This is a genomic window from Nocardia yunnanensis (assembly GCF_003626895.1).
Lineage (GTDB): Bacteria > Actinomycetota > Actinomycetes > Mycobacteriales > Mycobacteriaceae > Nocardia > Nocardia yunnanensis.
Window position 1 is genome coordinate 6718945 of record NZ_CP032568.1, and the last position, 20513, is coordinate 6739457.

The window sequence follows — 20513 nt, forward strand, 5'->3', positions numbered from 1 at the left end:
CAGGCATGACCCCAGTCGCACTCGATTCGCTTCCGTGCGCACGAGAGATATTCCGGGAACTGGATTCCGAGGACGGCGCCGGTGCGCTCTATCTGATCCGGGGCCGTTCCGGCACCGGTAAGTCCGTGCTGCTGAGCGCCATTCGCACCCGCTTGCGGGCCCGTGGCGTCCCGCACACCGACAATCCGGCGGCGGCACTGCGCCCGCCGCGCGGCGACGGCCATCCGGCCCGTGGTCGCGTCGCGCTCGTCGTGGACGACGCGCACGCGCTCGGCGCGGCCGATTTCGATCACCTGTGCGCGGCCGTCGCGGCCGGGGAGTTCCCGGTGGTGATCGGACTGCGTCCCCGCCCGCACGATATGCGGCTGCGCGGTCTCACCGATCTGGTGGCCCGCCGCGGCCGCGTCATCGATCTGCGCGCCCTGGGCGCGACCGAGATCGCCCCGTTCGCACGGGAATTGGGCATGATGGTGCCGCGCGGGGTGGCCCAGCACATTCATCGCCAGACCGGCGGCATTCACGGCGGTGTGGTGGCGGCGCTGTCCGCCGCCTGCGCGACCCGCCTGGACGCGGGCGTGACCGCCGTGGATCAGGCGGTGACGGCGTGGGCGCGGGCCCGGCTCGACGACGCCGACCCGCAGTTGCTGGACGCGCTGGTGGTGGCGGCCATCGGCGCGGGCCTGGACACCGGTGAGCTCACCGAGATCCTGGACCTGTCCCTTACCGCCGCACAGGAACTGGTGGATCGCGCGCGCGGCAGCGCCCTGGTCACCGATGCCGATCTGCTGCTGGCTCCCGCCGTGGCGCCGCTGCGCACCCTGGTCGGTGATCGCCGCTTCCTGACCGTGGCCCGCCGCCTGCTGCATGCCCGCCTGGATGCCGGACTGCTGCGCCCGCACACCGCTCTGCTGCTGGCCGAATCGGGTGTCCGCGACGAGCGGCTGGCCGAATTTCTCTGCGCCGCCGCGGAAAAGGCGGGCGAGGAGGCGGTCCGCCATTACGCGGCCGCGGCCGCCGCCGGGGCCGATCCGGACGCGCTGGCGGTGCGCTGGGCCGATGCGGCGGCGCGCGCCGGGGACGGGGATGCCGCACTGCGGCTGGCCGAGCCGACGCTGGCCGATCCGGCCCGTCCGCTCACCGATCTCGCTGCCGCGGTGCGCATTTGCGCCGGGGTGTGGACCCGCCGGGGTCTCGCCGAGCGCGCCGCCCAGCTCTACACCTGGCTGGGCCCCGCCCGGGTCGGTCAGGACTGGGCGGTCGCCGCGACCGTGCTGTACCTGTCCGGCGACGCCCAGGGCGCGCAGGCGCTGTCGGTGAACGCGGCCCAGTGGCCGCCCACCGAGGCCACCGCGCGCACCGCCCTGATCGCCAACGCCCTGTTCGATTCCATCGGATCCTCCGACGCGCCGGTCGATCTCACGGCGCTCCGCCGCACCAGCGGCCATCCCGGGGCCGAGTACGCCCCACCGCCCGGCGCGGTCGCGAAGCATCCCACGTTCACCCAACACCGCCCGGCCCGCAACCCCGCCCGGCCGGAACCTACCCCGGTGGGCAGCTTTCCCGCGATCGAGGGAAACCGCCCGGCGCGCAAGGCATCTCCCGCGAGCGAGTCCGGCTCCTTCGGAACCGCCTCCGCGCCAACCGGTTTCACGGCGGAAATGCGTGCGATCGCGCCGACGACCCTGGCCGCTCAGCGTTTCACCACCCCCGCCCGCGCCCATCGCGGCGCGGCCGTGGCGGCGGCCTCCGCGCTGATCCACGCCGCGCATTCGGGCCCCGCGCCCGGCGACGACGGCGGCGACCGTTTCCTGCCGTGCTCGCCGGTGTCCATCGCGGTCCTGCTGTGCCTGAGCATGGGCGATCCGCGCCGCGCGGCCGATGCGCTGCGCGGCGCCGCCGACGATCCCCAGCGGCTGGTGCTGGCCGCGTGGGTGGCCATGCTCGGCGGCGACGAGCACGCCGCGTCCACCCTGATGGCGGAAGTCCCACTGGCCCAGCTGGATCCGCGTGACCGCCTGCTGGCGCACGGCGTGCTGGTCGGCCTGGCCCGCCGCGGCGGCGATCACGCCGTGCTGGCCATGGCGTGGCAACAGGCCACCCCGCTGTTCGACGAGGTCGGCGCGGACCTGCTGACCCTGCTGCCCATCGGCGAGCTGTGGCTGGCCGGCATCCGGCTGCGAGACGAGGCCCGCCTGACCGCGCTGGTCACCGCCGCCGACGAACTGCTGCGCCGCCTGGGCCAGCCGCCCGCCTGGTCGAATGCCTTCCACTGGTACGCGATTCAGGCCGCCATCGCCCAGGAGAGCCCGGAAGCCCTACTGCCGCACGCACATCGGCTCAAGACGGCCGCCGCGGCCGGCGATCCGCAGGCCGCCGTGCTAGCGGACGCGGGCCGCACCTGGGTGCTGGTGTTGCGCGGCCAGGTGGACCGCGATCAGGTCGAGGGCGCCGCGGCCCGGCTGGCCGGACTGGGCCTGCGCTGGGACGCGGCCCGACTGGCCAGTGAGGCCGCGCTGGCCGCCGGCGATTCGACCGCCGCGACCGCGCTGCTCAAACTGGCCCGCACCCTGCGCGTGCAGGCGCGGCCGTCCGAGGCGCCGGTGCGCGCGCCCGTGCCCGCGGCCCCGCAGCCGCGCCCGGAACCGATCACCGATACCGTGCTCAGCGAGCGCGAACGCGAGGTCGCCGAACTGGTGCTACTCGGTTTGACATACCGGGAGATCGGCGCCCGGCTCTACATCTCGGCCAAAACCGTGGAACACCACGTGGCCCGGATGCGGCGTCGAATCGGTGCCGGGTCGCGTTCGGAGTTATTGTCAATGCTTCGCGCCATGGGTCACGGTTCACTCCTCGTCTGACCCGGCGTGGAGAGACCCGGACGCACCGAGTGAGGTATTAGAGGATGGCCACTGGGGTGGGCCTGCGCATCGCGGACGACGAATCCGTCGTAGCCGTGGTGACCGGCGATGACGCCACACTCCCGGTGCACTACACGGTGCGCGAGTCCGTGCTGCACATGTCCGAGGACGGCGACGCCGTGCTCGGCGGGGACGCCCCGGAGGGCTATTCGCATTCCATCCGGGGTTTCGTCGGCGCGGTCGGCGATCCAGCCGGGCTGCCGGTCGACGACGGCGAGGCCTACCGCGCCGAGGATCTGATGGCCACCGCGGTCTTCTGCCTCATCGGCCAGGCCGCCGAACACCTCAACGGCCCGGCCGAGTTCTATCTGACGCACCCGACGGGCTGGCCCGACACCCACATTCGCGCGCTGCGCGAGGCCCTGGACTATCTGGGCCTGAAGTCGGTGGTGCTGGTCGCCGAGCGCGATCTGCCGCCGGCGGACGAGGACACCGGCAAGACCCTCGCCTATCAGGCGGCCCGCGCGGCCCTGGCGGCGGTGCTGTCCACCCCGGCGGGCGTCACCCCGCCCGACGCCACCGCCTCGGTCGCCAATGCCGCCGACGTCACCGACGTACTGCCCGCGCTCAAGTCCTCCGAACTGGCGCAGGCGTATTCGGAGGCGGTCCCGGCGGTGCCGGCCGCGACCACCGCCGAACCCTCGGTCACCCGGTCCATTCCGGAGGTCGCGGTGACGCACGCGCCGCGCGCGAATCGCGGCCCCTACATCATCGCGGCAGCGGCCGCCCTGATCGGTTTGCTGCTCGGTGGCATCGGGGTCGCCGCCGTGTTGCGCCAGGACGATTCCGCGCCCGGCCCGCCGCGCGGCGAGGTCCGTTCGGAACCGAACGCCACCGTCGGGGTGGCCCCGCCGCTGCTACCCCCGACCGGATCGGACAAGCCGACCGCGGCCGCGCCCGCACCCGCCGATGTCGCGGATGTGCCAGCCAGCTCGGATCCGCCGGCCCCGACCACCCCGCCGCCGACGCCCGACCCGCCGACCACGACCCCGAGTCCCCCGCGCACCACGCCGCCTACCACCACTCGCCCGTACCCGCCGATCTACCAGTACCCGCCGGTGCCGACCTTCGAGTTGCCGCAGCCGCCGACACTGCAGGATCCGTGGGGACAGAATCCGCGCTGATTTCGTAGAGACCTTCGGTGCTTTGTGCCCTAAAGTGGTGCGCTGACCGACTTTCCGGAAGGTAACCGGATCCTGGTCTCGGAAATGCCGGTCTGCTGGTGCACTACGAAGGGACTTCATGCGCAAGCTCATGGCGCGCCGCGCCACGGTTCGAGCCACCACCATCGCGTTCGCCTCGACCGTCCTCCTCGCTCCCTTGCTCAGCACCGCCTCCGCGGACTCGTCCGTCGATCAGCTTGCCGCCGACAAACTTCCGGCCGAGTTGGTCACCGCCATCGAGCGCGATCTGAAGATGTCGCCCGCCGAATATCTGGATCGGGCCGAGAAGTCCCAGCAATTGCGGGATTACGCAACGCAATTCCGCAGCCAGCGCCCCGACGACTTCGCGGGCGCCTGGATGGGCACCGACGGCAAGCCGGTCATGGCCGTCACCTCGCTCGACGCCGCCAAGATCGCCGCCGCCGACGGCTACCAGACCCGGCTGGCGCCGATCAGCGCCGACAATCTGGAGAATTCGGCCGATCAGCTGAACATGTGGATCACCAGCCTGCCGCGTGATCTGTCCAGCGCCATCAACTCCGTCGCCATCGACTTCCTCAACAGCCAGCTGGTGTTGAGCGTCGCCAACACCCCGGCCGGGCATTTGCTGAATCTGCCCACGCTGATCGCCAATATCAAGGTGATGCTGTCCCCCGACGCCGGCGGCCCGGTGGAGCGGCGGCCGATGGGCGGCGACACCTACATCACCGCGCCCACCTCGCTCAGCGATTCCTCGCTGCACAGCGTGGACGTGTGCTCCTTCGGTTTCAACAGCGTGGATTCCGCCGGGAATGCCCTGAACATCAGTGCCGGGCACTGCAATCCGAATGTGGAGCAGGGCACCAGCGCGGATGTCTACCTTCCCAATGTGCGAAATCTGGCCTCCAGCCCCAAGGTCGGCAGCTTCGCCTCCTCGAACCTGGGCGGCCGCAGCGGGCTGGACTACTCGGTCATCAAGCTCAACGACGACGCGGTGAAGGCCGGCATGGATCAGCCGTCGGTGCGCGGCGCCAACGGCACCACGCTCACCATCACCGGCGTGGCCGATCCGATCACCGGCGCGCCGGTCTGCAAGTCGGGCCAATCTTCAACGTTCACCTGCGGTTTCGTGGTCGCGGACCGGGTCGAGACGCAGTTGTTCACCGCGGCGGGCCAGTCCAAGACGGTGCGCGGTTTCGCCTCCAGCGCCTGCACCCTGGGCGGTGACAGCGGCGGCGCGATCGTGACCGGCACGCTGGCGCTGGGCATCACCAGCGGCTCGAACGCCGCCGACGCGCCGAACTGCAACGAGGCCAACACGCAACTGGCGCAATACGGCGGCACCGCGTCGCTGGGCATCCCGGTGCGCGCGATTCTCACCGATATCGACGCCAATTCCGGCGGCGGGATCGGCAGTGGAATTCAGGTGCGGACGCGCTCGAACGCCTGACGGGTTCGGCGGGGAAGGATGGACTGGAGAAAAACGGACATCCTTCTCATTGCGCTTCAATACATCACGCTGGCTGTTTGCCCTGTGAATACCGAAAAGTCACCTCACAATAAGTAGGCATAACGGTCCCGACACCATATAGTCGGGGCCATGCTCCTGCCACGTATGCGCTTCGCCATGCCCTCTGCGGGCCGACGCCCGCAGACCCTCGTCCGTACTGCGGCGCTCGCGGCCACCGCGTTGCTCGTCGCCGGACCACTGGCCGCGAGCGCACAGGCGGACCCCGCGAACTCCCCCGCGACCCCGGATCTGCCGGCCGCGCTGATCACCGCCATCACCCGCGATCTCAAGATCTCCCCGCAGGATTACCTGGCGCGCGCCGACGCCGCCCAGAAGGTCGCCACCTTCGCCACCACCGCGCAGCGTCAGTTCCCGCAGGTCTACGGCGGCGCCTGGCTGGACGAGACCGGCAAGGCGATCGTGGCGCTGGCCCCCGGCGACGGCATCGACCAGGCGCGCAAGGCCGTGCAGGACGCCGGTTTCACCGCCAAGGACGTCAGCAAGAGCGAGACCACCCTGCGCGGCGAGAAGAACGCCTTCCAGCAGTGGCTCAAGGATCAGCCCGAATCCGTGTCGAAGGCCGTCCGGGGCGTGGCCATCGACACCCTGAACAACACCATCGCGGTGCGCGCGGACAAGGCGGATCTGCCGCTGCCCGGCTTCGTCGATCCGACCCGCGTCATCGTGATGACCGCGCCGCCGATGGGCGGCGAGGGCCAGGATGTGCCGCAGGCGAGCGATATCGCCGGTGCGGGCCCGCGCGCCATGTCCGCCGGCGACGCCTACGCGTCGGTGGCCGGTCGCATGTCGCTGCGCTGCTCGCTGGGCTTCAACGGCACCGACGGCGGCGGCAATGCCGTGAACATCACCGCGGGACACTGCAATCCGAACATCCCGGCCACCGGCGGCGCGAACTCGCCCGCCGTGTACGCGCTGTCGGGCGAGAACCGCGGCCCGCAGATCGGCGTGTTCCAGAAGTCGGTGCTGGGCAACCAGGACTACTCGATCATCGGCGTCAACAACGACTACCACGACGCGCTGTCCAACCCGTTCGTGACGGTGCCGGGCGCGGCCCCGATCTCCATCACCGGCGTGGCCGTGCCGGTGGTCGGCGCGCCGGTCTGCAAGTCGGGTGCGCGCACCGGGTTCAGCTGCGGCGTGGTGAACGCCGTCGACCAGACCGTCCAGGTCGGCGACCGCCTGCTCACCCAGTCCTTCTCCGCCAATATCTGCGCCCTGCCCGGTGATTCGGGCGGCCCGCTGGTGACCGGCACCCTGGCGCTGGGCATCTCCAGCGCGTCCTCGGTCGCCGACTACCCGATCTGCGATATCCCCAACCTGATCGGGCTCATCACCGGCAACACCCCCCAGCTGTTCGCCCAGCCGGTGAGCACCGTGCTCTCCGACAACCCGGGCCTGCGCGTCAACACCGCGTAGCCCGCGTCTCCACCCCTTCGAAAAGGCCGGTAGCTCAACAGCTACCGGCGTTTTCGCGTACGGGGAAGGTGAAGCTGATCTGGACGCTACGTTCGAAGCTCGTGGCCCGCCTCGCTCTGGACTGACGGAGCGGGGGAGCGAAGCGGAGGAGCGGAGGAGGGAAGAGCGAGGTAACAGGGCCGCGAGCCGCCGGAGCGAAGCGGAGGCAGAATTATCGCATGTGTTTGGTGTTGCTGGGGTGGCGTGCGCATCCGGAGTATCGGCTGATCGTGGCCGCCAATCGGGACGAGTTCTTCACCCGCCCAACGCAATCGCTGCGGCGCTGGGACGAAGTGCCGGGCTTGCTGGCGGGCCGCGATCTGGGGGCGGCGGGGCCGGTGCCCGGGACGTGGCTCGGGTTGCTGCCCGAACACCACCGATTCGCGACGGTCACCAATGTGCGCGGGCCGGGCGAGGTTCGTACCGACGCCCGCTCGCGCGGCGCGCTGCTCATGGACTTCCTGCGCGGCGACACCGTCCCGGAGAAGTTCGTGCGCGGTGTGGCCGCCGCGGCCGACGACTACAACGGCTTCAACCTGATCACCTCGGACCTGGAAACGCTGTGGTGGCACAGTAATCGCGGCGAGCGGACCCCGCGTGAACTGCCGCCCGGCTTCCACGGCCTGTCCAACAGCGCCCTGGTCGGCTCCCTCGAACCGGACGGCGGGGTCACCACCGGCACCGCGGCGTCGGCGTGGCCGAAGGTGCGCGACGGCGTCCGCGCCCTGCGCGCGGTGACGGCCGCCGACCCCGCCGACCCGACCGGCTACCTCGAGGTCCTCGCCGACCGCGGCCGCGCCCCCGAATCCGAACTGCCCGACACCGGTCTGGGCCGGCTCGCCGAGCGCGCCGCCTCCGCGCGCTTCGTCTTCCATCCCGTCCACGGAACCCGTTGCAGCACGGTCCTTCTGGTCCGCAAGGACGGCACCTACACCATGACCGAGCGCACCTTCGGCCGCTTCGGCCGCGAACAGCGCACGGTGTCGTTCGACGGGCACGTCGAATTGCCTTGAGGCACAAAGCCGAATGGCCCGCTTCCCTTATAGGTAGCGGGCCATCGGATCAAAAGGGACTAAGGGGTACCGCCCCAAGTGCAGCCCTTGCCACCACTGGACATAGTGCAAAGGAGATTGAGCAAGGTGTTGATCAAAGACTGAACGTTCATGGTTTCTCCCTCGAGCTCTTAGTTCTGGTTGACCGGCTGCTGGGTGGAGGCCTGCTGCTGGGCCTGCGCGGCGTCGGACCACCGGGTGGTGCCAGCCGGTGCCTGCAGGGTGTTGAGCAAGTCGAAACCCGCAGCGAGGAGCGTCGGACCACCCGCCGCGATAGTGCCCAGGATGCCGCCGATACCCGCGCCGGCGACGAGGCCCGGCACGCACATTGCCGGAATGGTCACAATGCATCCGATGATCGCGCCGAGCGCGGTGCCCACGAAGCTGCCGATGCCGATGGCGAGGCTGAACTTGGTGGAGAAGTCGCTCATGGCCTTCTGGTTCTCGACGTCCGACGCGATCGGCTGAGCTTGGGCCACGACCGGGGTGGCCACGACGGGCTGGGTGCCGGGCTGGAAGTCCGCGGGCTTCTCCGGGACCACCTCGAGGACCTTGTTGTCGTCCTTGAGATCCGACTTCACCGGAATGTCGGTGCCGTTGACGCTGAACTTCAGCGGGAAGGACAGCTGGGTGACGCCCTGCTGGTTCTTCACGTTCACCACGGTCTGCTTGGGGTCTTCGGGAGTCGCGCCATCCTGCTGGACGACTTCGAAGGTGCCGTCTTTCAGCGTGGAGACGATGGTCTTGCCGTCGACCAGCTTGGTGGAGTAGTTGATTCCAGTGGGCTGGGCGGGAGCGTCGTCGGCGTGAGCGATCGTCATTCCCGTGGTCATTGCGCCGATGACCAGGGCAGCGCACGCAGTCGTACTGCGAAGCTTCATTCGGTTGTTTTCCAATCCGTCATCAGGTAATCCGCTGTGCGTCTCTTCGCCACGCGAGGCCCGGCTTCCCTCGGGCCATGCCTTCGCGCTAGGACGAGTCCTCCCCGAGCATGTGAAGACGCGCACAGCTTGCGGACAGCGAGAGCCTAGTCGATCACCCTACGATTTGCGAGATTCGTTTCTTTCTGCTGGACAGCGGCTTTGGAAGTAAGTCTGCCCTTGGTTAGGTCGGCAAATTGCCGGGATTTACGGTGTGGGAAACCCCTGGACAGTTAAGTTACCGACGGGTAACTTACCGTCCATTAGGATACGTGCAACCCGAGGTGGGACCAGGCCGCCTCGCCACTCGCTCGTAGAACCGTAAGAGAGGTCGCGACATGAATGCCCTGACAGTGACGCTGGGCACGATTGGGGCGGTGTTCACAGTCTTCTGCTGGGCATCGTTCATCGGAGGCGTGCGGAACATCGCGCGCACCGTCATGGTCGGGCAGTCCGCGCCCGATCGCTGGCGGCCGTTCTTCCCCCGCTTCAAGACCATGCTCGTGGAATTCATCGCGCACACGCGCATGAACAAATTCCGCACGGTCGGCTGGGCGCACTGGCTGGTCATGATCGGCTTCCTGCTCGGGTTCATCCTGTGGTTCGAGGCCTACGGTCAGATCTTCGATCCCGAATTCCACTGGCCCATCATCGGTTCCTGGGGCATCTACCACCTGGTCGACGAGATCCTCGGCATCGGCACGGTGGTCGGCATCCTGGTGCTGATCGCGATCCGCCAGCTCAACCACCCGCGGGTGCCCGCGCGGCTGTCGCGGTTCAGCGGTTCGAAGTTCGCGCCCGCCTACATCATCGAGGGCATCGTCCTGGTCGAGGGCCTGGGCATGGTCCTGGTGAAGGCCGGCAAGATCGCGACCTATCACGAATCCCACACCTGGAGCGACTTCTTCACCGAGCAGGTGGCCAAGCTGCTGCCCGAATCGATCGCCATGGTGTCGATCTTCGCGTTCGTGAAGCTGTGCTCGGGTGCGCTGTTCCTGCTGCTGGTCGGCCGCAACACCACCTGGGGTGTGGCCTGGCACCGGTTCGCGGCCTTCCCGAACATCTACTTCAAGCGGGAGAACGACGGCACCGTCGCCCTCGGCGCGGCCAAGCCGATGATGTCGAACGGCAAGCCGATCGAGATGGAGACCGCCGACCCGGACAACGACACCTTCGGCGTCGGCAAGTTCGAGGACTTCTCCTGGAAGGACATCCTCGACGTCACCACCTGCACCGAATGCGGTCGCTGCCAGTCGCAGTGCCCGGCCTGGAACACCGGTAAGCCGTTGTCCCCCAAGCTTTTGATCATGTCGCTGCGCGACCACGGTTATGCCAAGGCGCCGTACCTGCTGGCCGGTGGCCGCAAGGACATGGGCGGTGACGAGATCGGTCTCGTGGATGCCGAGGGCAAGCCGAACGAGCGTGCGCTGGCGAAGATTTCGGAGGCCGCCCGCGCGGAGGCCGAGCGGCCGCTGGTCGGTGGCGAGGATGTCAACGGCATCATCGACCCGGAAGTGCTGTGGTCGTGCACGACCTGTGGCGCGTGTGTCGAGCAGTGCCCGGTCGATATCGAGCACGTCGATCACATCATCGACATGCGCCGCTACCAGGTCCTCATCGAATCGGAGTTCCCCTCCGAACTGGCGGGGCTGTTCAAGAACCTGGAGAACAAGGGCAACCCGTGGGGTCAGAACGCCAAGGACCGGTTGAGAGCGAACTTCGCCAGCACCGCATCCAAGCACGCACGCAGCTCCGGAGTGATCCAGCCCTCCACCCACGACATGCCATCCACACCCGGGCGGCCGATCACCAAGCCGCGACGGCGGCGACGGTCGGCGTCATTGATCACCGTGCCGTCCGGATCCAAACGCGCGAGGATCTCGCGGCCGATCTTCGGGAGGTCGTCAGGGAACAAACCCTCACAAGACTGTTCCACCAGCACCTGCTCCACATCCACACGAGTCTCGACCGGGATGTCGGCGGGCAGATGCGTCATGATATCCACGATGTGACGCACGTGGTCACGCGAGAGCGCACCCGCGGCAAAGGCTTCCGCCGCCACCGGCAAGGCCGCGGGGCGCGGACGGCCGCTGGGTTCGGTGAACTCGCCGCATTCGCGGGTGATCTTCACACGCACCGAGGCATCATGCGCGGACAGGCCGAGGGTTTGACGCAGGAACGGCACCAACTTGCCCGCACCACTGGCCTCCGGCAGGCAACGATCCGAAGCTTCGATGATCAGCTTCGAATCCAGCGCCGACAGTTTGCGTTTGCAGGTTTCCAGCTGCTGCATCAACGCCACCACATCGGCATCCGCGAACGGGGTGAGGGTGGCGTGAGCGAGGGTGGTCGAGAGGGTTTCGACTGCGGTCACCAGTTCGGTGATGCCGCAGTTGTCGAATGTCACCCCCATCGAATTCATGCTTCCATTTTACTCCCATTAACTGCGGGGTGGAACCCGAAATGTCCGATGCGGCTTGCCTTTTCGAACTTCGCGCCCTAGTCGATAATTGCCGCAGCTATAACTAGACCGTCTATTACCTTTTTAGGGATGGCCAATTCCCTGCTGCCACTTGCCAATAGGGCAGCTGCTTCCGCGACACTGCCCGTGCCGGTTGCCATTGCGACCCGCTCCGAAGGGTGGGGAACCGACACTTCGTCCAGTTGGGCAGCGGTGAAGGCGAGGACCGACGCACCTAACCGCTCAGCGGCCTGCGCGAATCCCTGTTCCCGAGCTCGTTGTTCGATGGTGGCCAAACGGCCGATCGGGGCGGCTCCCAACACGTCTCGCACTGCTGCGACGATCGCGTCGGCCGGCGTGCCTGGGCGCAAACCAAGGCCGACGGCCAGCTCAGGCTGGGGCATGGGTTCGGGCGAAATCGGAGGCGGCGGAGACGAATCGGCTGATGGCTGCCGGGTTTCCGGCGGGGTGGGTATGCAGGTAGGAGGCGTGGACTTGATGTAGGGTCGCGCCTTCTCGGATTGTCTCGCCCGAGGGGGAACGCCATGCCCAGGCGGGGGCGGCGGAGCCGGGGATGGTCAGCCGGGTGCGGTGGAATTCGTGGCCGCGGACGCGTTCTCCGGCGCGCCATAGTGGAGAATCGGTGAGCGCCACGGCGTCTCGGTAGCCTAGGGTGAGGCGGGGGCCGAATTCGGCTTCGGCGTCGATCACGCCGGCCATGCGGTGGCCGTCGAGGGTGCGGGTGAGGTAGAGCAGGCCGGCGCATTCGGCGTGGATGGGGAGGCCGCGCCCGGCCAGGGCGGCGATCTCGGTGAGCAGGCCCGTGTTGGCCGCGAGCTCTGCTGCGTGTTCTTCCGGGAAGCCGCCGGGGAGCACCAAACCCGCTGTGCCGGAAGGCAACTCCTCACGCAGCGGGTCGAACACCCGCACCTGCGCGCCCGCCGCCGCCAGCAGCTCACGGTGCTCGGTGTAGCCGAACGTGAACGCAGGTCCTCCGGCGATCGCTACGACCGCACCAGCCTCTGCCGACAGCGGATCGAGATCTCTCGCCAACGGACCGACGGTGGACGCCAGACCAGCGTTGGATGCCAACGAATCCGAGGAGGAGCCGATCGGCCGGAAACTGCTGGGAGCCTCCCCTCCCAGCGCTGCACCGGAAGCCCCGAAACCGGGATCGGAAGCTGAATCGGCCCCTGCCGCAACCAGACCGGAGCCCGACGCACCCGAACCGAGAACCGCAGCCACCAGTTCTGTGCGCGGGTCCCAGCTCTCCCCCTGCGCAGTGGACGCCGCCAAAGCTGCGACCTCGCCCAGGTCGATGTGTGCCGCAACGAGATCCGTCATCGCTTCCACGGCGGCCTGTGCGGCGGAACCGTGCTCGACGGCGGGGATCAGGCCGAGATGCCGGGAAGGGACGGCCAATTCGGGCATGCGGGGTAGCGCGCCCAGCACCGGGAGGCCGACGCAGGCGCAGGCGGCGCGCAACACCTGTTCGTGGCGTTCGCTGCCGACTCGGTTGAGAATCACTCCGCCGAGCCGGATTCCGCTGTCGTAGGTGGCGAAGCCGTGCAGCAGGGCGGCGAGGCTCTGGCTGTGGCCGCGAGCATCGACGACCAGAATCACCGGTGCGCCGAGCATGGCGGCGATCTGGGCGGTGGAGCCCTCGGCGATGGGGTCGGTGTGGTGTTCGTCGATGCGGCCGTCGAACAGGCCCATCACGCCCTCGACCACGGCGAGATCGCAGCCCGCGCTGCCGTGCCGGAACAGCGGGACCACTCGCTCCGCGCCGACCAGTACCGGGTCCAGGTTGCGGCCGGGCCGGCCGGCGGCGAGACCGTGGTAGCCGGGGTCGATGTAGTCGGGGCCGACCTTGAACGGCGCGACTCGATGTCCCGCCCGCCGCAGCGCGCCGATCAAACCCGTGGCCACCGTGGTCTTTCCGCTGCCGGACGCCGGTGCGGCGATGACGACCGCGGGTGTGCTCACCATTCGATGCCGCGCTGGCCCTTGCGGCCCGCGTCCATCGGATGCTTCACCTTGGTCATCTCGGTGACCAGGTCGGCGGCGTCGATCAGGGCCTGCGGTGCGTCCCGGCCGGTGATCACCACATGCTGGTTGCCCGGCCGGTTCGTCAGCGTCTCGACGACCTCGTCCACATCGACCCAGCCCCATTTGAGCGGATACGTGAATTCGTCGAGCACATAGAAACGATGCTCCTCGGCGCCCAGGCGGCGCTTGATCTCCTGCCATCCGGCGAGCGCGGCCGCCGCATGATCCTCGTCGCTGCCCTGCTTACGAGTCCACGACCAGCCCTCACCCATCTTGTGCCATTCGACGGCACCCCCGACGCCCTTCTCCTCGTGCAACTGCCCGAGCGTCCGGAACGCGGCTTCCTCCCCCACTTTCCACTTCGCGCTCTTCACGAACTGGAACACGGCCACATCGAAGCCCTGATTCCAGGCCCGCAGCGCCATCCCGAACGCGGCGGTCGACTTCCCCTTGCCCGGTCCCGTGTGCACCGCCAGCACAGGCAGATTCCGACGCTGCCGCGTCGTCAGCCCATCATCCGGAATACTCTCCGGCAGCGGCACACCCTTCGGCATCGACCCCAGCTCCTTCCACGACGAACACTCCGGGGATTCACGGTGCCATACGCCCGCGCGGCAGCCGCTCCCGCCCCGGACCCGCCGGTCGCGCGGAAACCGCTCCCACCCCAGACCCGCGGGCCGCGCGGAAGCGGACAGCCACACCCGTCAGGTCAGTGCATGCAGGATGGCCTTCACAATCCCGACGACACTGCGGGCGGCCGACTCCATGAGAGATTCGGCCACCGTCCCAACCGCTTCGGTGGCGAGTTCGCGGCCTACCTCGTCGCGGCGCCTGTTCTTGCGCCATCGCAATCGCCTCATCACGCTGCCCTGGTGGCGCGGACGACGCCGGCGACGGAATCGCCGGTGAGGTCGGTCAATTGGAGGTAGCCGGCGTGGAGGTCGGCGGCCAGGTCGCGGGCGAGGCCGAGGCGGATCATGCCGCGTTCGCAGTCGACGACCATGGCGGTGATCGCGTCGCGGGCGAGCATGCGGGCGGCGGCGCGGGCGCGGAGGACCGGATCGGTGCCGCCGGTGGCGCGGCCGTCGGTGAGCAGGACCAGCAGGGGGCGGCGGTGGGGGTCGCGGACGCGTTCGCGGCGCAGTAGGTCGCGCGCGTGCAGGAGTCCTTGGGCCAGTGGGGTTTTGCCGCCGGTGCGAAGGTCGGCGAGGCGGCGGACGGCGATGTCCACCGAGTTGGTGGGGGGCAGGACCAGTTCGGCCTGGTGTCCGCGCATGGTGATGACGGCGACCTTGTCGCGCCGCTGGTAGGCGTCGCGCAGGAGCGCCACCACGGCGTTCGTCACCGCGGAGAGGCGGTCGCGGGCGGCCATGGAGCCGGAGGTGTCGACCACGAAGACGACCAGATTGCCTTCGCGGCCTTCGCGATACGCGCCGCGCAGGTCGGCGGGGGCGAAGGCGAGCGGGCCGGTCAGGCGGCCGCGCTCGTACTGGTAGGGGGCGGCGGCGAAGATCGTGCCCAGCAGGTGCAGGCCGGTGGTGGTGTCCTCGGTGGCGTGCACGACGCGGCCCTGGCGGGTGCGGGCGCGGGAGCGGCGGCCGGGGGCGCCCTCGCCGACACCGGGGACCTCCCAGCGCGGCGGCTTGGGGAGGGCAGCGGTGGGTGCGGCGGTGCGGCCCTCGCGGGCGGGGCGGTCGGCCGACGGATCGTCTTGGCCCTGCTCAGGGTTGGGCTGCGGAGCGCGTGGCGTTCCGCGGCCCTCGTTCGGCCACGGGTCCTGGGCTGAATCCTGCTCTGGCGCAGACGAATCCGGTCCGTCCGACGAATCCGGTCCGTCCGACGAGTTCGGCCGTTCGTCCGGAGACAACTCATCCGAATCCGGCGTCATGTCGGACCCCGAATCCGCCATATCCGATTGGTCCGTATTAGCCGAATCGTTCTCGGCCCCAGCCTGATCCTGCGGTCCCGTCCCCGGGACCGCCTCACCTTTTCCCAGGCGGTCGTCCTCCTCTGCCCGCGCGGCTTCCGCGGCGGCCTGATCCATGGCCGCGTCCAGCTGTTCCTCGCTGATGCCGGGTTCGTCGAACGGGTCTCGCCGACGGCGATGCGGCAGCGCCAGCTCGGCCGCCACCCGGACATCGGCCTCCGTCACCGCGGACGCACCGCGCCAGGCGGCGTGGGCGGTGGCGGTGCGGGCCACCACGAGATCGGCGCGCATGCCGTCCACGTCGAAACTGGCGCACAGGGCGGCGATGCGGCGCAGCTCCACATTGTCGAGGGTGATGTCGGCGATGCGGTCGCGGGCGGTCAGGATGCGTTCGGCCACTTCACGATCGGCGGCGGCGTACGCGGCGGCGAAGGCGGCGGGATCGGCCTCGTAGTCGAGGCGGCGGCGGACCACCGCCATACGCACGTCCACGTTGCGCGAGGCGACCACGTCCACGGTCAGGCCGAAACGATCCAGCAGCTGCGGGCGCAGTTCGCCCTCTTCGGGATTCATGGTGCCCACCAACACGAATCGCGCGGGATGCGTGTGCGAGACGCCGTCGCGTTCGATGTGCACCCGGCCCATGGCGGCGGCATCCAGCAGCACGTCCACCAGATGGTCGTGCAGCAGGTTCACCTCGTCGACGTAGAGCACGCCGTGGTCGGCGGCGGCCAGCAGGCCCGGCTTGAACGCCTGCTCCCCGTCGCGCAGCACCCGCTCCAGATCCAGCGACCCGACGACCCGGTCCTCGGTCGCGCCCACGGGCAATTCCACCAGCCGTGCCGGCCGCGCCCCGGACTCGTCCACCACCGGCGGCAGCAACTGCGCCAGCGCGCGCACCACGGTCGATTTCGCGGTCCCCTTCTCCCCGCGCACCAGCACACCCCCGATCCCGGGATGCACCGCGCACAGGATCAACGCCAGCTGCAACCGCTCCTGCCCCACCACCGCGGAAAACGGAAACCCGGCCTCGGCACCGGCCGCACGAACACTCTCGGAGTAAGCCACAGGAGAAACCGACACGCCCCCAACTCTATGCGCGCCCACCCACCCCCTCCCCACCGACCACCGCCGGGCAGGGTTCGTCGGCAGCTCTTTCGCGGCAGCCCGCCGTCCGCGAGTGCACAAACAGCCGCGCCCGCTGCGGGTTTCGCAGCGGGCGCGGGGGTGTTCGGGTGGGCGGGGTCAGCCGCGGCGCATCGGGATGTGGGGGATGCCGTCTTCGATGTATTCGTCGCCGTCGCTCTTGAAGCCGTGCTTGGTGTACATGTCGACGAGGTAGGTCTGGGCGTTGAGGCGGACCGTGGCCGAACCGGCCTCGGCCAGCGCCGCTTGCAGCAGGCGGGTGGTGTAGCCGTGGCCGCGGGCCTCGGGGGCGGTGCACAGGCGGCCGATGCGGAAGGACTTCACGCCGTCTTCGTGCTCCTCCATGAGGCGCAGGGTGCAGATGACCTCACCCTCGTCGTCGAGCCAGAAGTGCCGGGTCTCCGGCAGCAGGTCGTAGCCGTCCAATTCCGGATAGGCGCACTTCTGTTCGACGACGAACACCTCGACGCGAAGTTTCAACAGCTTGTACAGCGTCGTGGTGTCCAGGTCTTGGGACCACGACCGTTTGAGAGCAACCGTTGACATCATCGCGTCTTGCTATCACATCTAGGCGTGAGAAGCGATACCCGCATGCTTGGGCGTGTTCTCGTGATCGAGCCGCAGCGCCTTGGTCGACCAGTCCCACACCTCGCGGTACAGGGCCTGATTCTCCGACAGCTTGACGCCGAGCGAGGGCACCATTTCCTTGAGTTTCGGCTCCCACGTGGAGAATTCGCGCGGGAAGCACTTCTTCATCACGTCGAGCATGGCGCTCACACAGGTGGACGCGCCCGGGGACGCGCCGAGCAGACCGGCGATGGTGCCGTCCTCGGCGGCCACGACCGCGGTGCCGAGCTCCAGCACGCCGCCGATGCCCTTGCGGCGGATCATCTGTACGCGCTGGCCGGCGATGATCAGCTCCCAGTCGCGGGCCTCGGCGCGCGGAATGAACTCCTCCATCGAGTCGATGCGCCCGTTCTGCGACTTGAGCAGCTCGGAGACCAGGTAGTTGACCAGACCCATCTCGGTGACGCCGACACCCAGCATGGAGAACAGGTTGTTGGGCTTCACCGACTTGATCAGGTCGGTCAGCTTGCCGTCCTTGAGGAACTTCGGCGTCCACCCGGCGTACGGGCCGAACAGCAACCCCTTCTCACCGTTGATGACGCGAGTGTCCAAGTGCGGCACCGACATCGGCGGCGCACCGACCGACGCCTGGCCGTACACCTTGGCCTCGTGGGCGGCCACCATCTCCGGGTTGGTGCTGCGCAGGAACAGACCCGACACCGGGAAGCCGCCGAACCCGGCGATCTCCTTGATGCCCGACTTCTGCAGCAGCGGCAGCGCCCCGCCGCCCGCGCCGACGAAAACGAACTTGGCGTTGATGACCCGCGCCTTGCGGCTGCGCAGGTTGCGCACCTTGACCAGCCAGGAGCCGTCGGACTGCTTGGTCAGATCGAGCACCTCGTGACCGAAGGCGATGTCCGCGCCGGACGCGCCCAGGTAGGCCAGCAGTTCCTTGGTGAGCTCACCGAAGTCGATGTCGGTGCCGGCCTGGGTCCAGTTCAGCGCGATCGGATCGGAGAAGTCGCGGCCCTTGGCCATCAGCGGTAGTCGCCGGCTGAATTCGGCGGCGTCGTCGATGAATTCCATGCCCTCGAACAGCGGATGCCGCGACAGCGCCGCGTGGCGCCTGCGCAGGTATTCGACGCCGTCGGCACCGTGGGTGAAGCTCACGTGCGGAATCGGGTTGATGAAGTTCGACGGGTTGGCCAGCACGTTGTTCTCGACCGCGTAGGACCAGAACTGCCGGGACACCTGGAAGCGCTCGTTGATGTCGATGGCCTTGGTGATCTCCACCGAGCCGTCGGCATTGCGCGGCGTGTAGTTCAGCTCGCACAGGGCCGAGTGGCCGGTGCCCGCGTTGTTCCAGGGATCGCTGCTCTCGCCGGCGGCCTCGTCGAGGCGTTCGAAGATGTTGATCGACCAATCCGGCTGCACCTGACGGAGCAGAGCGCCGAGGGTGGCACTCATAATGCCTGCGCCGATGAGGACTACATCGGTCTTTTCAATCGTGGCAGCGTTCGACACGGCGTTCGTCGACTTCCTTGTCTTTTGGGGTCACCCGGTGGCAGTTAGGTTACCCGTCGTTCACTTGAGCCTGATTCTGCCCCTGAGCATTCCCGAATCCCGCTTCGAAATCCCCGAATGTGAGAGATCCCTCCCAAATGGACAACGGTGTGGCGCGGTCTATCTTGGGCGTGTGACCTCCGATACGTCATCCACCACGTCGCCGACCACCACCTGGCAGCCCGACGTGCTCGGTGACGACTACCAGCAGCTGACGATTCCGCTGGGCCCCGACCCGGACGGCGAGGGCGACGTGGTCGCCACGCTGGTGCGCTACGCACCGTCCGACGCGCCGGTCGCCACCCGGGCCGTGCTGTACGTGCACGGGTTCACCGACTACTTCTTCCAAGAGCATCTGGCCCAGCATCTGGCCGCGCAGGGGTACACCTTCTATGCGCTGGACCTGCGGAAATGCGGGCGATCGCAGCGTTCGGGGCAGACGCCGCACTTCGTGAGCGACCTGGAGTTCTACGACGTGGAGCTCAATCGCTCGCTGCGCGTCATCCGCGAGGAGACCGGTCTGGATGTGCTGGTCATGGCGCACTCCACCGGCGGCCTGGTGACCTCGCTGTGGATCGACCGCCTGCACGCCGCGGGAGGCGCTCGCGCGCAAGGGATTACGGGTCTGGTGCTCAACAGCCCGTGGTTCGATCTACAGGGCCCCGGCTACTACCGTTCGATCGGCACGCCGCTGCTGGAGGGGCTGGGCCGGTTGCGGGCGTTCGCGAAGATCCCGCTGGGCGTGTCCACCGCCTACGGCGACAGCCTGCACAAGAGCGTGTCCGGCGAATGGGACTACAACCTGGACTGGAAACCGTTGAGCGGCTTCGCGGTTCACGCCGGCTGGTTGCGGGCCATCCGGCGCGGGCAGTTCCGGCTGCACAAGGGCCTCGACATCGGGGCGCCGGCGCTGATCCTGCGCTCCAAGCTGACCAAGTTCATGCGCAAGTACGGGCCTGCCGCCGATCTCGCGGATCTGGTGCTGGACGTCAAGCAGATTCAGCGCTGGGCCGGCTGCCTGGGCGACCGGACCAATATCGTGCCGATCGAGGGCGCGCGCCACGACGTGTTCCTGTCGGCGGAGACACCGCGCACGCAGGCCTTCGCCGAACTGGATTCGTGGTTGAGGTGGCTGGCCGCCGCCCCCGAGTCCGACGCCTGATCACCAGAAGCTGGTGCGCAACACCACTTCGGTGGCCAATTCGTGGCCCGCTTCGGCGGCCACATCGGTGACATCCATGGGGACCAGCCGGAATTCGCCGTAGACGAACCGGCTGGAACCCTCGGCCACCGGGCGCGGCAGACGCTTGGTGGCCAGCAGCGTGGTGGGGATCTCCACCGGCGGGCAGGCGGCGTCCTTGACCGCGCCGTCGACGCCGGGCGCGGCGGGGTGACCGCCGCCGGCCACGATCAGGCTCATGAATCGGCCGAAGCCGCGAGCGGCCAACTGCCAGGCCAACTCCGCGCCCGCACCGCTGCCGACCAGGTTGGCCCACGGGACCTTGAGCTGGTCGAGGATGGCGAGCACCGCGGCGGCGTCGAGGCCGTCGATCGACTCGATAGCGATGGTGTGCAAATCCGAGGTCTGCAGCCGGGCGCAGACCTGGTCGTAAACGTCGGCCGGATCGCCCGCATCGGGGAGCAGCAGGACGTGGTGCCGGGTTTCGGGTCCGCCGATTCGCACCGCCCACTCGCGGTCACCGACCGTGATCCGCCGAGATTCCATGGTCAGTCACGCTACCTCAGCCGGGGAGTCGAAGGTCCCGAGTCGGACAGAATACT

General features: G+C 68.7%; 16 protein-coding genes and 1 pseudogene. 7 read left to right on the forward strand and 10 right to left on the reverse strand.

Translation table 11 applies throughout. The annotated features are described in order from the left end of the window. Positions 1–5 precede the first annotated feature (5 nt). The 5 genes from D7D52_RS31470 to D7D52_RS31490 all read left to right on the forward strand — a co-directional run bounded on the left by D7D52_RS31470 (position 6) and on the right by D7D52_RS31490 (position 8059). Positions 6–2858, forward strand: a complete 2853-nt coding sequence (locus D7D52_RS31470; RefSeq protein ID WP_120742193.1) for a LuxR C-terminal-related transcriptional regulator — start codon at positions 6–8, stop codon at positions 2856–2858. A gap of 44 nt (positions 2859–2902) precedes the next feature. After that, on the forward strand, positions 2903–4042 hold the full coding sequence (locus D7D52_RS31475) for an Hsp70 family protein (protein ID WP_162958673.1): 1140 nt from the start codon (positions 2903–2905) through the stop codon (positions 4040–4042). 118 nt (positions 4043–4160) lie between these two features. Further along, on the forward strand, positions 4161–5510 hold the full coding sequence (locus D7D52_RS31480) for a S1 family peptidase (protein ID WP_120742197.1): 1350 nt from the start codon (positions 4161–4163) through the stop codon (positions 5508–5510). 150 nt (positions 5511–5660) lie between these two features. Next, a complete protein-coding gene (locus tag D7D52_RS31485) occupies positions 5661–7007 on the forward strand; it encodes a S1 family peptidase (protein ID WP_246023435.1) in 1347 nt (448 codons plus the stop codon). 218 nt (positions 7008–7225) lie between these two features. Then, on the forward strand, positions 7226–8059 hold the full coding sequence (locus D7D52_RS31490; RefSeq protein WP_120742199.1) for an NRDE family protein: 834 nt from the start codon (positions 7226–7228) through the stop codon (positions 8057–8059). A gap of 170 nt (positions 8060–8229) precedes the next feature. On the opposite strand, the gene D7D52_RS31495 is transcribed toward D7D52_RS31490, so the two are convergent. Next, positions 8230–8919 carry a DUF8020 domain-containing protein gene (locus D7D52_RS31495; protein ID WP_246023436.1) on the reverse strand — a complete coding sequence of 230 codons (690 nt, stop codon included), beginning with the start codon at positions 8917–8919 and terminating at the stop codon, positions 8230–8232. Positions 8920–9356: 437 nt separating this feature from the next. On the opposite strand from D7D52_RS31495, the pseudogene D7D52_RS31500 reads away from it, so the two are divergent. Next, positions 9357–10727, forward strand: a pseudogene (locus D7D52_RS31500) (4Fe-4S dicluster domain-containing protein); the annotation flags it as partial. On the opposite strand, the gene D7D52_RS40470 reads toward D7D52_RS31500, so the two are convergent. The 8 genes from D7D52_RS40470 to mqo all read right to left on the reverse strand — a co-directional run bounded on the left by D7D52_RS40470 (position 10706) and on the right by mqo (position 18692). Beyond that, the gene (locus tag D7D52_RS40470; RefSeq protein ID WP_120742203.1) at positions 10706–11440 is read right to left on the reverse strand and encodes a DUF222 domain-containing protein; all 735 of its coding nucleotides are present in this window, start codon (positions 11438–11440) and stop codon (positions 10706–10708) included. The pseudogene D7D52_RS31500 and the gene D7D52_RS40470 overlap by 22 nt on opposite strands. A gap of 77 nt (positions 11441–11517) precedes the next feature. Continuing rightward, complete coding sequence (locus D7D52_RS31510; RefSeq protein ID WP_120742205.1) at positions 11518–11883, reverse strand: cobalamin biosynthesis protein; 366 nt, start codon at positions 11881–11883, stop codon at positions 11518–11520. Next, positions 11870–13468 carry a cobyrinic acid a,c-diamide synthase CobB gene (locus D7D52_RS31515; protein WP_187703063.1) on the reverse strand — a complete coding sequence of 533 codons (1599 nt, stop codon included), beginning with the start codon at positions 13466–13468 and terminating at the stop codon, positions 11870–11872. The genes D7D52_RS31510 and D7D52_RS31515 overlap by 14 nt, the downstream gene beginning before the upstream one ends. Next, positions 13462–14082, reverse strand: coding sequence for a cob(I)yrinic acid a,c-diamide adenosyltransferase (gene cobO, locus D7D52_RS31520; protein WP_120742209.1), 621 nt, complete (start codon positions 14080–14082; stop codon positions 13462–13464). Before cobO ends, D7D52_RS31515 begins: the two co-directional genes overlap by 7 nt. Before the next feature lie 150 nt (positions 14083–14232). Further along, positions 14233–14388 (reverse strand): hypothetical protein, encoded by a 156-nt coding sequence (locus tag D7D52_RS38195; RefSeq protein WP_162958675.1) that lies wholly within the window; start codon positions 14386–14388, stop codon positions 14233–14235. After that, a complete protein-coding gene (locus D7D52_RS31525; protein WP_246023440.1) occupies positions 14388–16538 on the reverse strand; it encodes a VWA domain-containing protein in 2151 nt (716 codons plus the stop codon). Before D7D52_RS31525 ends, D7D52_RS38195 begins: the two co-directional genes overlap by 1 nt. 162 nt (positions 16539–16700) lie before the next feature. After that, positions 16701–17150, reverse strand: a complete 450-nt coding sequence (locus D7D52_RS31530) for a GNAT family N-acetyltransferase (protein ID WP_120742213.1) — start codon at positions 17148–17150, stop codon at positions 16701–16703. A gap of 18 nt (positions 17151–17168) precedes the next feature. Beyond that, positions 17169–18692 (reverse strand): malate dehydrogenase (quinone), encoded by a 1524-nt coding sequence (gene mqo, locus D7D52_RS31535; protein ID WP_120742215.1) that lies wholly within the window; start codon positions 18690–18692, stop codon positions 17169–17171. Positions 18693–18864: 172 nt separating this feature from the next. Here mqo and D7D52_RS31540 point away from each other — a divergent pair, with 172 nt between their 5' ends. Then, positions 18865–19893, forward strand: coding sequence for an alpha/beta hydrolase (locus D7D52_RS31540; protein ID WP_246023442.1), 1029 nt, complete (start codon positions 18865–18867; stop codon positions 19891–19893). On the opposite strand, the gene D7D52_RS31545 is transcribed toward D7D52_RS31540, so the two are convergent. Further along, on the reverse strand, positions 19894–20457 hold the full coding sequence (locus tag D7D52_RS31545; RefSeq protein ID WP_120742217.1) for an alpha/beta fold hydrolase: 564 nt from the start codon (positions 20455–20457) through the stop codon (positions 19894–19896). Positions 20458–20513: the final 56 nt, after the last annotated feature.

What these genes read in the sequence shown, in the direction of transcription:
- D7D52_RS40470 (WP_120742203.1), bottom strand. Translation starts at nt 11,440, where the DNA reads ATGAATTCGATGGGGGTGACATTCGACAACTGCGGCATCACCGAACTG.
- D7D52_RS31545 (WP_120742217.1), bottom strand. Translation starts at nt 20,457, where the DNA reads ATGGAATCTCGGCGGATCACGGTCGGTGACCGCGAGTGGGCGGTGCGA.
- cobO (WP_120742209.1), bottom strand. Translation starts at nt 14,082, where the DNA reads ATGCCGAAGGGTGTGCCGCTGCCGGAGAGTATTCCGGATGATGGGCTG.
- D7D52_RS31485 (WP_246023435.1), top strand. Translation starts at nt 5,661, where the DNA reads ATGCTCCTGCCACGTATGCGCTTCGCCATGCCCTCTGCGGGCCGACGC.
- D7D52_RS31530 (WP_120742213.1), bottom strand. Translation starts at nt 17,150, where the DNA reads ATGATGTCAACGGTTGCTCTCAAACGGTCGTGGTCCCAAGACCTGGAC.
- D7D52_RS31510 (WP_120742205.1), bottom strand. Translation starts at nt 11,883, where the DNA reads ATGCCCCAGCCTGAGCTGGCCGTCGGCCTTGGTTTGCGCCCAGGCACG.
- D7D52_RS31495 (WP_246023436.1), bottom strand. Translation starts at nt 8,919, where the DNA reads ATGACGATCGCTCACGCCGACGACGCTCCCGCCCAGCCCACTGGAATC.
- D7D52_RS31490 (WP_120742199.1), top strand. Translation starts at nt 7,226, where the DNA reads ATGTGTTTGGTGTTGCTGGGGTGGCGTGCGCATCCGGAGTATCGGCTG.
- D7D52_RS31480 (WP_120742197.1), top strand. Translation starts at nt 4,161, where the DNA reads ATGCGCAAGCTCATGGCGCGCCGCGCCACGGTTCGAGCCACCACCATC.
- D7D52_RS31515 (WP_187703063.1), bottom strand. Translation starts at nt 13,468, where the DNA reads ATGGTGAGCACACCCGCGGTCGTCATCGCCGCACCGGCGTCCGGCAGC.
- D7D52_RS38195 (WP_162958675.1), bottom strand. Translation starts at nt 14,388, where the DNA reads ATGAGGCGATTGCGATGGCGCAAGAACAGGCGCCGCGACGAGGTAGGC.
- D7D52_RS31470 (WP_120742193.1), top strand. Translation starts at nt 6, where the DNA reads ATGACCCCAGTCGCACTCGATTCGCTTCCGTGCGCACGAGAGATATTC.
- D7D52_RS31475 (WP_162958673.1), top strand. Translation starts at nt 2,903, where the DNA reads ATGGCCACTGGGGTGGGCCTGCGCATCGCGGACGACGAATCCGTCGTA.